Origin of the sequence: Brevundimonas diminuta (assembly GCF_050310045.1) — a bacterium.
Lineage (GTDB): Bacteria > Pseudomonadota > Alphaproteobacteria > Caulobacterales > Caulobacteraceae > Brevundimonas > Brevundimonas diminuta_F.
In genome coordinates, this window is the sequence record NZ_CP190005.1 from 286752 (window position 1) to 300832 (window position 14081).

The 14081-nt window shown below is 66.2% G+C and carries 13 protein-coding genes; 3 read left to right on the top strand and 10 right to left on the bottom strand.

Annotation, left to right across the window (positions count from 1 at the left end; all coding sequences use genetic code 11):
• Nucleotides 1-88: 88 nt before the first annotated feature.
• Complete coding sequence (locus ACORJG_RS01400; RefSeq protein ID WP_427790977.1) at nucleotides 89-826, top strand: glycosyltransferase family 2 protein; 738 nt, start codon at nucleotides 89-91, stop codon at nucleotides 824-826.
• A gap of 208 nt (nucleotides 827-1034) precedes the next feature.
• Here the strand turns inward: ACORJG_RS01400 and ACORJG_RS01405 are convergent, their stop codons facing one another.
• From ACORJG_RS01405 to trhA, 3 genes are all read right to left on the bottom strand, one after another.
• Nucleotides 1035-1400, bottom strand: coding sequence for a hypothetical protein (locus ACORJG_RS01405; RefSeq protein ID WP_427790979.1), 366 nt, complete (start codon nucleotides 1398-1400; stop codon nucleotides 1035-1037).
• 7 nt (nucleotides 1401-1407) lie between these two features.
• Nucleotides 1408-1989 carry a polyhydroxyalkanoate synthesis repressor PhaR gene (phaR, locus tag ACORJG_RS01410; protein WP_427792934.1) on the bottom strand — a complete coding sequence of 194 codons (582 nt, stop codon included), beginning with the start codon at nucleotides 1987-1989 and terminating at the stop codon, nucleotides 1408-1410.
• A 137-nt stretch (nucleotides 1990-2126) separates the two neighbouring features.
• Nucleotides 2127-2822, bottom strand: a complete 696-nt coding sequence (gene trhA, locus ACORJG_RS01415; RefSeq protein ID WP_427790981.1) for a PAQR family membrane homeostasis protein TrhA — start codon at nucleotides 2820-2822, stop codon at nucleotides 2127-2129.
• A gap of 173 nt (nucleotides 2823-2995) precedes the next feature.
• Here trhA and ACORJG_RS01420 point away from each other — a divergent pair, with 173 nt between their 5' ends.
• Nucleotides 2996-4168: an acetyl-CoA C-acetyltransferase gene (locus tag ACORJG_RS01420; protein ID WP_427790983.1), complete on the top strand. Its 1173-nt coding sequence runs from the start codon at nucleotides 2996-2998 to the stop codon at nucleotides 4166-4168.
• 76 nt (nucleotides 4169-4244) lie between these two features.
• On the opposite strand, the gene dapD is transcribed toward ACORJG_RS01420, so the two are convergent.
• From dapD to ACORJG_RS01440, 4 genes are read right to left on the bottom strand one after another with little or no spacing between them, the layout of a single operon-like run.
• Nucleotides 4245-5117: a 2,3,4,5-tetrahydropyridine-2,6-dicarboxylate N-succinyltransferase gene (dapD, locus tag ACORJG_RS01425; RefSeq protein WP_427790985.1), complete on the bottom strand. Its 873-nt coding sequence runs from the start codon at nucleotides 5115-5117 to the stop codon at nucleotides 4245-4247.
• Nucleotides 5114-5806, bottom strand: a complete 693-nt coding sequence (locus tag ACORJG_RS01430) for a pyrimidine 5'-nucleotidase (RefSeq protein WP_427790986.1) — start codon at nucleotides 5804-5806, stop codon at nucleotides 5114-5116. Before ACORJG_RS01430 ends, dapD begins: the two co-directional genes overlap by 4 nt.
• Nucleotides 5803-6732, bottom strand: coding sequence for an acetylglutamate kinase (gene argB / locus ACORJG_RS01435; protein ID WP_427790988.1), 930 nt, complete (start codon nucleotides 6730-6732; stop codon nucleotides 5803-5805). The genes ACORJG_RS01430 and argB overlap by 4 nt, the downstream gene beginning before the upstream one ends.
• 58 nt (nucleotides 6733-6790) lie before the next feature.
• On the bottom strand, nucleotides 6791-7582 hold the full coding sequence (locus ACORJG_RS01440) for a sulfotransferase family protein (protein WP_427790990.1): 792 nt from the start codon (nucleotides 7580-7582) through the stop codon (nucleotides 6791-6793).
• A 151-nt stretch (nucleotides 7583-7733) separates the two neighbouring features.
• Here ACORJG_RS01440 and ACORJG_RS01445 point away from each other — a divergent pair, with 151 nt between their 5' ends.
• Nucleotides 7734-9920 (top strand): AGE family epimerase/isomerase, encoded by a 2187-nt coding sequence (locus tag ACORJG_RS01445; protein WP_427790992.1) that lies wholly within the window; start codon nucleotides 7734-7736, stop codon nucleotides 9918-9920.
• Nucleotides 9921-10014: 94 nt separating this feature from the next.
• Here the strand turns inward: ACORJG_RS01445 and ACORJG_RS01450 are convergent, their stop codons facing one another.
• From ACORJG_RS01450 to ACORJG_RS01460, 3 genes are read right to left on the bottom strand one after another with little or no spacing between them, the layout of a single operon-like run.
• Nucleotides 10015-10680 carry a hypothetical protein gene (locus ACORJG_RS01450; protein WP_427790994.1) on the bottom strand — a complete coding sequence of 222 codons (666 nt, stop codon included), beginning with the start codon at nucleotides 10678-10680 and terminating at the stop codon, nucleotides 10015-10017.
• Nucleotides 10680-11801 (bottom strand): glycosyltransferase family 4 protein, encoded by a 1122-nt coding sequence (locus tag ACORJG_RS01455; protein WP_427790996.1) that lies wholly within the window; start codon nucleotides 11799-11801, stop codon nucleotides 10680-10682. The genes ACORJG_RS01450 and ACORJG_RS01455 overlap by 1 nt, the downstream gene beginning before the upstream one ends.
• Nucleotides 11798-13600 (bottom strand): glycosyltransferase, encoded by a 1803-nt coding sequence (locus tag ACORJG_RS01460; protein WP_427790998.1) that lies wholly within the window; start codon nucleotides 13598-13600, stop codon nucleotides 11798-11800. Before ACORJG_RS01460 ends, ACORJG_RS01455 begins: the two co-directional genes overlap by 4 nt.
• Nucleotides 13601-14081 lie beyond the last annotated feature (481 nt).

The following is a 14081-nucleotide window of genomic DNA, read 5'->3' on the forward strand; positions in this document are numbered from 1 at the left end:
GCCCGGTGCGGCGCCCGGAAGCTTCACCTTCTTCATCGACTGTGGACACGCCGTTTCGCCGAGGCGCGGCCTGCGCTAAGGAGGGCCGATGAACGACCGCTCCGCTTCCTTGCCCGATATTTCCGTCGTCGTGCCCGTGCATGATGAATCCGGCGCCGCCGTGCCTCTGGCGCGCGAAATCGCCGAGGCCTTCGCCGGACGGTCCTATGAGATGATCTTCGTCAACGACGCCAGCCGTGACACGACCCTGGCCGAGCTTCAGGCGGCGATGGCCGAACTGCCCGCCCTGCGGGTGCTGTCGCACGGAACCAATGCGGGGCAGAGCCGGGCCGTTCGCACCGGCGTTCTGGCCGCGCGGGCGCCGATCGTGGTGACGCTGGACGGCGACGGCCAGAATCCGCCCGCTGATGCGCCGCGTCTGGTCGACGCCCTGCTGGCCGCCCCGCCCAGCGTCGCCCTGATCGGCGGCGTGCGCGCCAGGCGTCAGGACACCAACGCCAAGCGTCAGGCGTCTTTGTGGGCCAACCGCATCCGCAAGAAGCTGCTGGGCGACGACGCCGACGACACGGGCTGCGGCCTGAAGGCCTTCCGCCGCGACGTCTTCCTGCGGCTGCCCTACTTCGATCACATCCATCGCTACCTGCCCGCCCTGATGATCCGCGAGGGGTATGAGAACCGCTACCTCGACGTCGATCACCGCCACCGCGAGACGGGCCGGTCGAAATACACCAACTGGGGACGGCTGCGGGCGTCCTTTTCGGACCTGCTGGGCGTGATGTGGCTGAAGTCCCGCTCGCGCCGTCCGGGGAATATCAGCGAGTTCTAAGAACGCTACCTCTACGCCGTCATCCTCGGGCTTGACCCGAGGATCCAGCGCAGGGGGCGGGGGGGCAGGGGGCCCTAGCTGAACGCCAGAAAAATCACGGCCACCACGGTCACGTCGAACAGGCGGGCGGTAAGGCTGAAAACGGCAGGCATGGCGCGATCCGAAGACGGTTGAGCCTGCGTCCTCGCAAATCAGGCGCCAGTCGCCGTCAGATCTCGGTCTTGCGTGATCGCCCCGGCGACGGACGCCGATCGTGCCGCCCCGAATATTCCCGGCCCAGATAGGTGGTGCGCGCGGCGTCCAGCACAGGAACGCCGCCTTTCAGACCGCGCTTCTGCCCCGACTGGCCCAGCACCTGGGCGGCGAAGGCCGCGGGCGGCGGAGGCGGGGTGAGGGCAGGCTTTGCCGGGGAGGCGGCAGGATCGGCCGCCTCCTGCGTCGTCTCATCTTCGGTCGGAACAACGGCGCGCGCGCGACGGCGTTCGCGACGGCGGCGGTCGCCCTCGCGGCGGTCGTCAACGACGGGGTCGTTCAGCGGACCCGCGGCGCCGATGGGACGGATCTCGTCCGTCACGGCGGCCTCAGCCCTTGGACTGGGCGAGGCGGTCGATCTGGGCCCGCATCTCGTCCATCTGACGGCGCATCTCGTCCAGCGCCGCGCCTTCCCTGGCCGGTTCAGCCTTGGTCTCGGCGGCGGGCGCTTCGTCTGCATCGCCTTCCGGGCGGGCGTGGGCGAAGCCGGGGAACATGCGCATGGCGCGCTCGAACATGGCCATGTTCTGACGCACGGCCTCTTCCATCAGATTGCCGCCGGGCGCGGCGGCGAAGGCGCGCGTGAACTGGCCGCGCAACTGCTCCTGCTGGCGGGTGAAGCTGTCCAGCGACATCTCCAGATACGACGGCAGCACGCTCTGCATGGAGTTGCCGTAGAAGCCGATCAGCTGGCGCAGGAACTGCACCGGCAGCAGGGCCTCGCCCCGGCTTTCCTCCTCGAAGATGATCTGGGTCAGGATCTGGCGCGTCAGATCGTCATTGGTCTTGGCGTCATAGACGACGAATTCCACGCCGTCGCGCACCATGCGCGCCAGATCGTCCAGCGTCACATAGGCGCTGGTGGCGGTGTTATAGAGCCGCCGGTTCGCATACTTCTTGATGACGACCATGCCGTCACGGGTTTTTCCGCCCTCGGATTTCTTGTCGGTCACGCTTGTTCTCGCGATGTTGCAACGCCCAAGCATCCCGCATTGCGCGCGCGAAGGCGAGTCCCGTCTTTGACGCAGCGTCTGTCAGGTGTGGAGGGTCAGGCGTTCACCAGCACGACGCCGATCAGTATGGCGGCCCAGTGGACGCCCGCCCCGGTGACGACGAAGCCGTGCCAGATGGCGCGGCGGAACCTCACCTTCTGGCTGATGAAGACGAAGACGCCCGCCGTGTAAATCAACCCGCCGGCGACCAGCAGGCCCAGCGCCAGCGGATGCACCGTCTCGATCATCGGCTTCAGCGCGAACACCGCCACCCAGCCGAACAGGACATAGATCACGCTCCAGAAGGCGTCAGACAGGCGCGGCGCCAGCATCTTCACGCCCGCCCCGACGATGGCCATGGTCCACACTGCCAGGGTGAAGCCCACGGACCATGCGCCCTCGAACCTGACGGCGGTGAAGGGGGTGTAGCTGCCCGCGATCATCAGGAAGATCGCCGCCTCATCCAGCCGCCGCAGCACCGGCCGCGCCGCGCACGGATGGGTCAGGTTGTAGACGGTCGAGGCCGTCAGCATGGCCACCAGACACAGGGCGTAGATCGCCGTCGAAACCGCCGCGCCCACGCCCGCATAAACGCTGGCCAGCACCGCCAGCACCACGCCGCCCGCCGCCGCCAGCGCCAGACCCACGACGTGCACCCACAGATCGGCCAGGCGCTCGGCCCGCGTCTGATAGTGTTCGATCATGTCCAGATCATCCGGGGTGCAGATCCGGTGGGCGATGAGTTTCAGCACGATCACGTCTCCTTCCCCTTTTGAAAGCGTGGCCGCGCGCATCGTTCCTTCGCCTTGCCCCCATCATGCTGCGGCGCGGCGATGACGTTCTGCTGATTGCTGCAACGCAACAGGTGACGTGCGCCTGCGAATGCGGCACAAACGCCGCAAAGATTTCTCCAGGGAGTGAATAAATGACCGAAGTCGTCATCGTCTCCGCCGCCCGCACGCCGGTCGGCTCTTTCCTCGGCGCGCTTTCGACCCTTCCGGCGTCCAAGCTGGGCGAGGTCGCCATCAAGGCGGCGCTGGAACGCGCGGGCGTCGCGCCTGCCGATGTCGACGAGGTGATCCTGGGCCAGGTGCTGCAGGCGGGCGCCGGGCAGGGTCCGGCGCGTCAGGCCGCTATCGGCGCCGGTCTGGCCAATGAGACACCGGCCTGGAGCATCAACCAGCTGTGCGGCTCTGGCCTTCGCGCCGTGGCCCTGGCCTATCAGCAGATCGTTCAGGGTGATGCGAAGATCGTCGTCGCCGGCGGTCAGGAAAGCATGAGCCAGTCGCCGCATACGGCCCAGTTGCGCAACGGCCAGAAGATGGGCGAACTGGGCCTCAAGGACAGCATGCTGCAGGACGGCCTGATCGACGCCTTCCACGGCTATCACATGGGCCAGACGGCCGAGAACATCGCCGCCAAGTGGTCGATCGACCGCGCGTCTCAGGACGCCTTCGCCGTCGCCTCGCAGAACAAGGCCGAAGCCGCACAGAAGGCGGGCAGGTTCGCCGACGAAATCGTTCCCGTCACCATCTCGACCCGCAAGGGCGACGTGGTCGTGGATCAGGACGAATACATCCGCCACGGCGCGACCCTCGAGGCGATGGAGAAGCTGAAGCCCGCCTTCCTCAAGGACGGCACGGTGACGGCGGCCAACGCCTCGGGCATCAACGACGGCGCCGCTGCGCTGGTGCTGATGAGCGCCGATGAAGCCAGGGCGCGCGGCCTTGAGCCGCTGGCCCGCATCGCATCGTGGGCCACGGCGGGCGTCGACCCGGCCATCATGGGCGCCGGCCCGATCCCGGCCTCGAAGAAGGCGCTGGAGAAGGCGGGCTGGACCGTCGCTGATCTCGATCTGATCGAGTCGAACGAAGCCTTCGCCGCCCAGTCGCTGTGCGTGGTCAAGGAGCTGGGCCTCGACCCGGCCAAGGTCAACGTCAACGGCGGCGCCATCGCCATCGGCCACCCGGTCGGCGCCTCGGGCGCCCGCGTCCTGACCACCCTGCTGCACGAGATGAAGCGCTCGGGCGCCAAGAAGGGTCTGGCGACCCTGTGCATCGGCGGCGGCATGGGCGTGGCGATGTGCGTCGAGCGCTAAGCGCGTCGCCTCAGGTTGAAATGACAAAGGCCGGCGATCACTCGTCGGCCTTTTTATTGACGAAGGCGTCGTGCCGTCAGTCGCGCAGCAGTTCGTTCACGCCGGTCTTGGCGCGTGTCTGGGCGTCGACGCGCTTGACGATGACGGCGCAATACAGGCTCGGGCCGCCGTTCGGGTCGGGCAGGGCGCCCGGCACCACGACCGAATAGGCCGGGACCTCGCCGCGGAAGATCTCGCCCGTCGCCCGGTCGACGATCTTGGTCGAGGCCGACAGATAGACGCCCATGGCCAGCACCGCGCCCTCGCGAACGATGACGCCCTCGGCCACTTCGGCGCGGGCGCCGATGAAGCAGCCGTCTTCGATGATGGTCGGGTTGGCCTGCAGCGGCTCCAGCACGCCGCCGATGCCGGCGCCGCCCGACAGGTGGACGTTCTTGCCGATCTGGGCGCACGAACCGACCGTGGCCCAGGCGTCGACCATCGAACCTTCATCGACATAGGCGCCGATGTTCACGAAGGACGGCATCAGCACCACGTTCCTGCCGACATAGGCGCCGCGACGGACGACGGCGCCCGGCACCGAGCGGAAGCCTGCGGCCTGATAGTCGGCGGCGGTCCAGTCGCCGAACTTGTTGGGCACCTTGTCCCAGAAGGGGCCGACGCCCGCCGGTTGATCGGCCGACAGCGGCGTGGCCGGGACGTGGCCGTCGGCGCGCATGATGATGTTGTCGTTCAGGCGGAAGGACAGCAGCACCGCCTTCTTCAGCCACTGATGCGTCGTCCACACGCCGTCATCCCCGCGTGAGGCGACGCGCGCCTGGCCGGAGTCAAGCAGGGCCAGGGCGGTGTCGACGGCGTCGCGCACCTCGCCGCGCGTGGCGGACGAAACGTCGGCGCGGGCTTCCCAGGCGGCTTCGATCACGGATGCGAGGTGGGTCAGGTCGGTCATTGCGGGTCTCCGTCAAGTCTGGCGGCGGCCAGGAAGGGGGCCAGGGAGGCGGCCCGGTGTTGGATATGATCGCCCTCGGCGGCGAAGGCCTTGGGACCGATCAGAACGGTGGTCATGCCCAGATCGCGCGCGGGCGCCAGATTCTTGGGCGTGTCCTCGAAGAAGCAGGCGGTGGTCGGGTCGACATCGAACCGCGCCAGCATCTTCGCAAAGGTGCGCGGGTCCGGCTTGGGAATCAGGTCGGCGTCCTCCAGCGCGAAGACGCCGTCGAACAGATCGGTCAACTCCAGCCGCTGCATCACCCGTTCGGCGTGGCCGGTCGAGCCGTTGGTGAAGACCAGGCGCGGGCCCTTCAGCCGCTTCAGCGCCGCGTGCAGGTCGGGATCGGGCGCCAGCACGTCCAACGGCACGTCATGCACCTCGGCCAGAAAATGATGCGGGTCGATCTGATAATGCTCCATCAGACCGGCCAGAGAGGTGCCGTAGTCGTGCAGGAAGGTCTTCTGCATCGACAGGGCTTCGTCGGACGGCAGGCCGGATGTGCGCACCACATACTGATTGATGCGCGTCTCGACCAAACCCATGAAGCGGTTCTCGGCGGGGTAGAGGGTGTTGTCCAGATCGAACACCCACGACCGCACATGCGTCAGGTCGGCCGCAGGCGCCGTGGACGACGCCGGACCCGTCACTTCCTTTTGACCAGTGTGCCGGCGCCGTGCTCGGTGAACAGTTCGACCAGCATGGCGTGCGGACGGCGCCCGTCCAGGATGACCACGGCTTCGACGCCCGCGCGGACAGCGGCCATGGCCGTCTCCAGCTTGGGAATCATGCCGCCGGTGGCGACGCCTGTGTCGATCAGCCCTTGCGCCTCGTCCAGCGTCATCTGGCGGATGATCTCGCCGTCGGCGCCCTTGACCCCCGGCACGTCAGTCAGCAGCAGCATCCGCTTGGCGTGCAGGGCGCCCGCCACGGCGCCAGCCACGGTGTCAGCGTTGACGTTATAGGTCTGGCCATCCTCGGCCACGCCGATGGGGGCGATGACCGGCACCCAGTCCTCGGTCTCCGAGGCGATCAGGCCCTTGATCAGCTTGGGATCGACCTTGGTCGGTTCGCCGACGAAGCCCAGATCGACCTCATGTTCGATCATGCTGTCGGGGTCGCGCTTGGTGCGGCGCGTCTTCTCGACCGTCAGCAGGCCGGCGTCCTTGCCCGACAGGCCGACGCCGCGCACGTCGGCTTCCTTGCCGGCGACGGTGATCCAGTGGGCGATCTCTTTATTGACGGCGCCGGACAGGACCATTTCGGCCACCGTCATGGTGTCCCTGTCCGTCACGCGCAGGCCGTCGACGAAGCTCGATTTCACGCCCGCCTTGTCCAGCATGGCGCTGATCTGCGGGCCGCCGCCGTGGACGACCACAGGATTCACGCCCATCAGTTTCAGCAGCACCACGTCCGCAGCGAACTGCTTCGCCACGGCGCTCTCGCCCATGGCGTGGCCGCCGTATTTTATGACCACGGTCTCGCGGTCATAAACCTGGATATAGGGCAGGGCCTCGGCGAGCGTCTTCGCCGTTTCCCAGCCGCGTTCCTCGGATTGCCGGTCTGTCTCTATCATCGTGCGCGCTCGATAGCGGCGAAGGCGGCGTGAGTCACGATGAAAGGCGTATCGGGATTCAGCGCGGCGCATCCTCAAACAGGACGCAGGCCTGGTTAAAGGCAGTGCGAAGATCATCCATCGACCTGTGCAGGTCCGCATGGTCGCCGTGACGGGACAACTGGACCAGCCTGTCATGGACGAGCGCGACGGCCGCCGGAACGGGCGAGGCGTCCGACTGGCGGTGCAGGTCGCTGGACAGGAAGGCGTCTATTTCGGCCGAAGCGCGTCCATCAAGATCGAGGGGCGGGACGCACAGGCGGCTGATCGCGGCGAAGTCGTGCCGCCAGTTGTTCAGGAAGTCAGGCCACATGATGAAGCGTCGCGGCAGGCCGCGCGACGCGCGCTCCGCGTCCAGGACATGACGCATCCACAGGCGCAGGGCATGGCTGCGCCCCATGGTGTTGCGCGACACCAGGGAGGCCGCGACCTCTGACGGCGGCCGGAAGGGGCTGACCACCACGGGGGCGTATCCGGCTTCGGTCAGCGCACGTCGCCAGAAGAGGAAGAGGCGGCAGATGCGGGGATCTTTCAGCGCAATGGTCGGGGCGTCCCCGAACTCCTGACGCAGCAGATCGGCGGCTTCGGCGCGCAGCTGGCCGTCGCCTTCAGCCGCCGCGGTCGAAAAGGCGCGCCAATCGTGCCAGTTCGATCCTTCGCGGGCCAGAAGGCGGTCATTGAAGTCGGCGACGGCGCTGCTCTCCCAGAAACCGCGCGGATTGTCTTCGGCGGCGGGCATCAGATGCCGGGGCGCCGCCGCACCGGCAAGCGTCAGGGCGCCGGCGACGGAGGACGTGCCGCTGCGGTGCATGCCAAGGACGATAATCGCCGTTCTTCGAGTCATTGCCGGCCAACGTTGTTTGTCTGAAGACTGTCACTAGCGGTTCGCGTCAGCCTGTCCTAGCCTTCGCATTCGGGGCCTTACGAACTAACAGGACATGATGAATCTTTATCCCGTGATCATGTGTGGGGGCTCCGGCACCCGACTCTGGCCTGCGTCGCGTCCTTCAAGGCCCAAACAATTCATCCCGCTGGCAGGCAATCGCTCGCTGTTTCAGGAAACCGCCATGCGGGTGGCGCCGCTCGTCGGCGACGGCGTGATGGTCGTTGTCGCCGGAACCCGGCATCGTGAATGGGTTATCGAACAGCTTGAGCAGCTCGGGCTGCAGGACCGGACCCATATCCTGCTGGAGCCTGAAGCGCGTGATTCGGCCGCCGCCATGGCCGCCGCGGCGGCCTGGACGCTGATGCAGGATCCCGGCGCGGTGAACGTCTTTGTCGCCTCGGACCACCATGTGCCCGACCATGAAGCGTTCCGCGAGGCCGTGCGCAACGCGGCGTCGGCCGCTGCTCAGGGTCGGATCGTCACCCTGGGGGTGAAACCGGCTTCGCCTTCGACCGCCTATGGATACATCAACCCCGAAGGGCCGGGGCTGGCGCCCGTGAAGGCCTTCCGCGAGAAGCCGGACCGTGAGAGCGCGGCCGAGTTCATCCGCGACGGCTATCTCTGGAACAGCGGCAACTTCATCGTCTCGGCCGCCACCCTGGTTGAGGAACTGGACGCCCGTGCGCCCGGCGTCGCCGATGCAGCCCGACGTTCGCTGGACGACCTCCCTCCCGGCCATGTGCAGGTGCTGGGCGACGCCTTCAGGGATGCGCCGAAAATATCCATAGACTACGCCGTAATGGAGAAGACGCAGCGCGCCTCCGTCCTGGCGGTGGATTTCGCCTGGTCGGACCTGGGCGCCTGGGACGCCATCGCCGAGACGGGCGAAGGGGAATTCGGATCCCATATCTTTGAGGATTCCGAAGGCTGTCTCGTGCGGGCGCCGGAAGGGGTGCTGGTCGGCGTTCTGGGAGTCAGCAACCTGGCCATTGTAGCCGAGGATGATGCGATCCTGGTCTGCGACCTTAACCGCGCACAGGATGTGAAGAGCGTGGTGGAGCGCGTGCGGACCGCCTTTCCTCAGCACCTGGATTTCCGGAAGGCCGAACCTGAAGCACTTGAAGCGGGCGGGCGGCGTTTCGCCGACTGGCTGCGGCAGTCGGCCCTGCCGCTGTGGTCCACACTGGGGCAGGACGAGGACGGCCGTTTCGCCGAGGCGCTCAGCCTGGACGGCCATGTCATGAAGGTCGCCCGTCGCGCCAGGGTCCAGGCGCGTCAGATCTGGTCCTATGCCGAAGCGGGACGTCTGGGATGGGGCGGGCCATGGCGGCGTGCGGTGCGGCTGGGCGCTGAATGTCTTCAGGCCGAATATCTGCGCCCCGACGGGCTGTGCCGCACCTTGTTGACGGCGGACGGCGCGCCGCTGGACGACACCGCCATGCTTTATGACCAGGCGTTCGTGCTGCTGGCGCTGCAATCGGCGCGCGGCCTGGCGCCCGACGTCGAAGCGCCGGCCCTGCGAATTCGCGAAAGCCTGCAGGCTGCGCGTCTCCCCCAGGGCGGATGGCGTGAAGAGGGAGAGCAACCCTATCAGGCGAACGCTCACATGCACCTGCTCGAAGCCTGCCTGGCCTGGGAAGAGGGCGGGGGCGATGCCGGATGGGGCGTCATGGCCGATGAGGTGGTGCGCATGGCGCATACGCGCTTCATTGATGCCGAGGGCGGCTTCCTGCGTGAATTCTTCGATGAAGCATGGGCGCCGGCCTCATCCGAGGACGGGCGGCTGGTCGAGCCGGGCCACCAGTTCGAGTGGGCTTGGCTGCTGGCCCGTCACGCCAGGCTGCGCGATGACGCCGGGCTGATGGTCCATGCGCGACGTCTTTATGAATTCGGCGTCAAGGGCGTCACCGACAGCCGGCTGGCTCTGGACGCCATAAACGTCGACGGCCGTCCGCGCGGAGAACGCGCCCGCCTCTGGCCCCAGACCGAATGGATGAAGGCGGCCCTGATCCTGGCTGAAAGCGCAAGGGACGGCGAACGTCGGCGCTATCTGGCGGATGCAGCCGATGCGCAGCGCGCCCTGTGGCTTTATCTGACGCCGAACGGCGCGTGGCGCGACAAACGGCTGGGACGCAAGGGCTTCATCAATGAGGCGGCCCCAGCCAGTTCCTTCTACCACATCGTCGGCGCGTTCGGACAGTTGCAGGCCAGCGCACGGCGTCTGGACATGGCTTTGGCGGATCTGGGCAAGCCGCTGGCCTGAGGGATGGTCAGGCGTCAGCGGCACATGATGACGGAAAGCCCGGCCTTTCGGCCGGGCGTCATGGTTTCAGCCGCCTGGCGACGGGATTCCCGGTTTAAAGCAGACCGGTCGTGTCGAAGCGGAAATCGGGATGATAGGGACCCGGCAGTTGCGTGCCCCATTTCTCGGCGAATTCCTTGCTTGCGGTTATGCCGGAAAGATAGGTCGCGACGCGTTTTTCTTCTTCGGCGATCTTGCTGTCGGGACGGGGTGCGGCGTTGTCGGGCCAACGCCCCAGAAGGGTCAGATAGGCCATGTCGCGAAACGACTGATCGCCGTGACGCCGGAGGTGATTGACGGCGAAAGGCACAAGTTGCGCCAACTCCGGGCAACACCGCGGCTGGCGGACTTCGGCCAGCAGTTCTTCCACGCCCAGCGAGCGGGTGGCGCCGGGCGCGGGCGGCATGTCATCGGCATCCAGGGTCATCGACTTCAGGATGCGGCCCGAGACGGCGCAGGCGATCTCGACCCGTTCGCCCAGGGCGATGGCCGAACGCAGGCCGTGCAGTTCAAAGCCGCACCAGCCGCTGCGCAGACCTTCCTTGGCCGCCGCCGCCGAATAGCCGGCCGCGACGGCGAAGCTGATGGGCGTGTCATTGGCCGAAAGACGCAGCAGGCAGGGGCCGCCCGATTGGGGCGCAGCGTAGCCGAAGACGCGTGCGCCCTCGACCAGGACTTCGGACACCGCCACGGGGGCGTTGGCGTAATGCGAGGCGCTCATCACTGTTCCTTCACCCAGCGCGCGATTTCCGCATAGCAACGGGCCCAGCCGTGCGGGGCGGTGCGTTGCAGCAGGTCTGATACCGACTGCCCGGCCGACCGTGTCTGTACAGCCCGCAGTTCAGCGGTGCGCAGGGCCTGGGCGAATTCAAAGGGTTCGGTCGGGTCAAAGAAGACGCATTGTTCAGGCAGGACTTCCGGCATGCTGGAACTGTTCGAGCAGACGGTGACCTTGCCCAAGGCGCCGGCTTCCAGCACCGGCAGGCCGAAGCCTTCAAAAAAGGACGGGTAGATGCAGAAGGCGCTGTTCAGCATCAACGCCGTACGTTCCTCGTTGGAGATGAACCCGGTGAAAAGGATGCGGTCGGCGGCGACGCCTGCGCCGTTCAGGCGCTGCATCAGGCGCTTCTTCTCATCCAGCCAGCCGTCGCGACCCACGAAGACGACCTTGAACCGCGAGGCGAAGCCCGGATCTGTCATCAGATAGTCGAAGATCAGGCTGCCGTTCTTGCGCGGCTCAAGGGTGCCGATGACGACGACATAAGGTTCGACCGACAGTTCCGGACGCAGTTGCAGGGCGCCTGCACTGAGCTCGTTCGGCTCGAATTCACAACCCAGGCGGATGACGGACATCTCTGCGCCGGGCTTGGCGAAGTAGGCCCCGACATCGGTCAGGGTCGCGCGTGAGACGCAGAACAGGTGGTCGGACGTCTCTACGTCCGAACGGATACGGTTGGCGAAGTGAAAGATGTTCTCGGCATTGTGGAACTGCGGCGTCACGACCGGGCTGAGATCGTGGATGATGGCCGCTTCCTTGCCGAAGTAGCGGCGCACCGGCTTGATGTTCGGAAAAACAGCGACCATTTCGGCCGCCTGGGCCTGCGGGATCGGCGCCACGTCCCAGACCAGTTGCGACAGGGCGTCCAGCCCGCCTGCGCCGGAACGCTGACGCAGGAATTTCACTATCAGGTCACGGGGCAGGGGCACGGTTTCGTGGGTGAAGACCCAGTCGATGTCCTTGTCTTCCAGGGCGTGGCGCACAAGGGCGGCCACGACGTTGGGAATGCCGGTCCAGTGCTCCTCGAACAGGGCGCCGACATCGAGGACTGCCTTACGCGTCATGCCTGGCCTCCCTGGGCCTTCAACTGCTCAACCGTGTCCCAGAACCGCTCGGCGAAGGGAGCGAGGCCGAACTGGTTGCGTACTTCTTCGAACGCCGCGGACGACCTGTGAGCATAGTCGGGTTCGTCCAGGGTCACCGCCCGCTCCAGCGAGGCGCAGACGTCTTCGGCGGTGACGTAGTTGGTGTCGGTGCCGAACATCCGGTAACGGGCGGTCAGGCGGATATCCAGCGGGCGCGGCTCGGACGGAATGACGACGGCGTCATTCTCCGAGATATAGTCCCTCATGGCGGTGTGATCGACCGTCACGGGCACGACCCCCCGGCCCATGGCCTCGATCAGCGGCAGGTTCTGCCCCTCGGCGTAGGAGGTGCAGACATAATAGGTCGCCGCATCATACAGCCGGTTAAGCTCATTACGGGTCAGCACGGAGTCGGTCAGCCAGATGCGGTCGCTGACCATGGGCGGGATCAGGCGTCCGGCGTCCGAAACCTGCTCTTCCATCAGGATGCGGTTGGCCAGACGCTTGGCGCGATGCGGCGTCGTCATCTTCAGCAGCAGCAGCGCATTCGGGTGCTGCTCCAGGAAGCGCATGAACCCGGTGAGCATGGGTTCGATCTGCTTGCGGTAGTCATGAACGTTGAAGACGCTCAGGAAGATTTCGGGCCGCTCTTCCCCGTCGAGCGAAGACAGAATGGCGGGCAGGGAGGCGGCCTTGTTGAGCGCGGTCTGGTCCAGCATGGGCTGAAGGCGCGGCAGTATGCTCAGCGGCTCCCAGTTGATGCCGGCCAGATCGCGGCCGATACGCTCCAGTTCGCGCAGGTCCGGGCGGTGCGAACGGGGACGGCGGCTCAGGTTCGACAGCACGGGCGACGGAACGCGTGTGGCGGGTTTGGTGATCTGGCCGGCGACGGCGTCGGTGGCGTGCTGGGACGTGACCCACAACTCGTCCGCGACATCCAGCATCCGGGCCTGGTCGGCGAAGGCGTGGTGGCTGAAAGCCTCGGTCGGCAGGCGCAGCCGGTCGAATTCCCAGGCGAAGCAGTTGATGTTGTAGGCGCCTTTCAGCACCCGCATCCGTTCGGGCGGATAGAAACCCAGGTGGATGTTGATTTCAGCGCCCGACCGTTCGCGGATGTCCGAGATATACTCGGGTTTGTCGATCACCGTGTAATCGACCTCCATCTCCTCGAAGGCCTGGATGAAGCCGCGCATGGCGAAGGAGTAGGAATAGTCGGCGGCGCCCATTCCTGCCGAGGCTGCTTCCTTGTCGCCTTCATTGACCTGGCCGCCCGGCACCGAAAGGAAGACGCGCAGCGGGGCCTTAGGCGCCTTGGGATTGGCGCCGCGGAAGATGATGGAGTTGTCGACCCGGCGGAACAGCTTCAACTGCAGGGCGATGTCGTCGGCTGCGGGGTGCCCCAGGGACAGCGCAGTCTCGAACTCGCGCGCAGCAGTGTCGAAGTCGCCGCGGATCTTGGCGAGGTGGCCCAGTTGCAGAGCGGCCTCGGCGTTGCCGGCGTCCAGTTCCCGCGCCCTGCCATAGGCCTCGGCGGCCCGGGCGTGAAATCCGGCTTCCTTCAGGGCATGGCCGTACTGGATCCACACGCCGGGTTTGGCCGGCTCCATCTCACAGATCTGCCGACGATAGACCACATCCATCGGCCAGTCCTGTCGAGTGCGGGCCTTTTCCGCCTGGCGCTTCAGTTCCTGGGTCGAGCGACGGCGGCCGGTGAGGGGCGCGCTCAGCCCCGCCAGGCTGCGGGCGATGCCCTGGGGCATCGGTATCTTGTCACTCATCAATGGCTCCCGAGACGTGTGGAAATGCGGTCAGCCGACCCAGCAAGCGGCAGACCAAGTCCTGCCGCCATCGTCAACCCCTCCGATGACGATTGTATCAACGGTCTGTGAACAAGAATAAAAAATCCCGTTTTATGAAATACCCGATCAAGATCGACGAATGACTTTCTCCGGTTTAGATACGTGTGATTGGTAAGGGGGCGGCGTTTAATGTCGGGTGGTAGTAAGACGGAAGCGGGGGTTCGGGAGTGGGACCACGAAGATGTTCGGCGTTTGTATCGTCTGGCTTTGCGGCGTGAGCCGGAGTCGGAAGCGACCGTTGACGAAATGCAGACCTGGGGATGGGAACGACTGATCCGGACGTTCTTCACGTCGCAGGAATTCATGGCCCCCGTGGAGAACGCTAACGCGCGGAACAGCCGGCCCTGGGGCGATGAAGACAGCGCGCCTTCACGCGAACTGTGTACGTGGGCTGCATCGT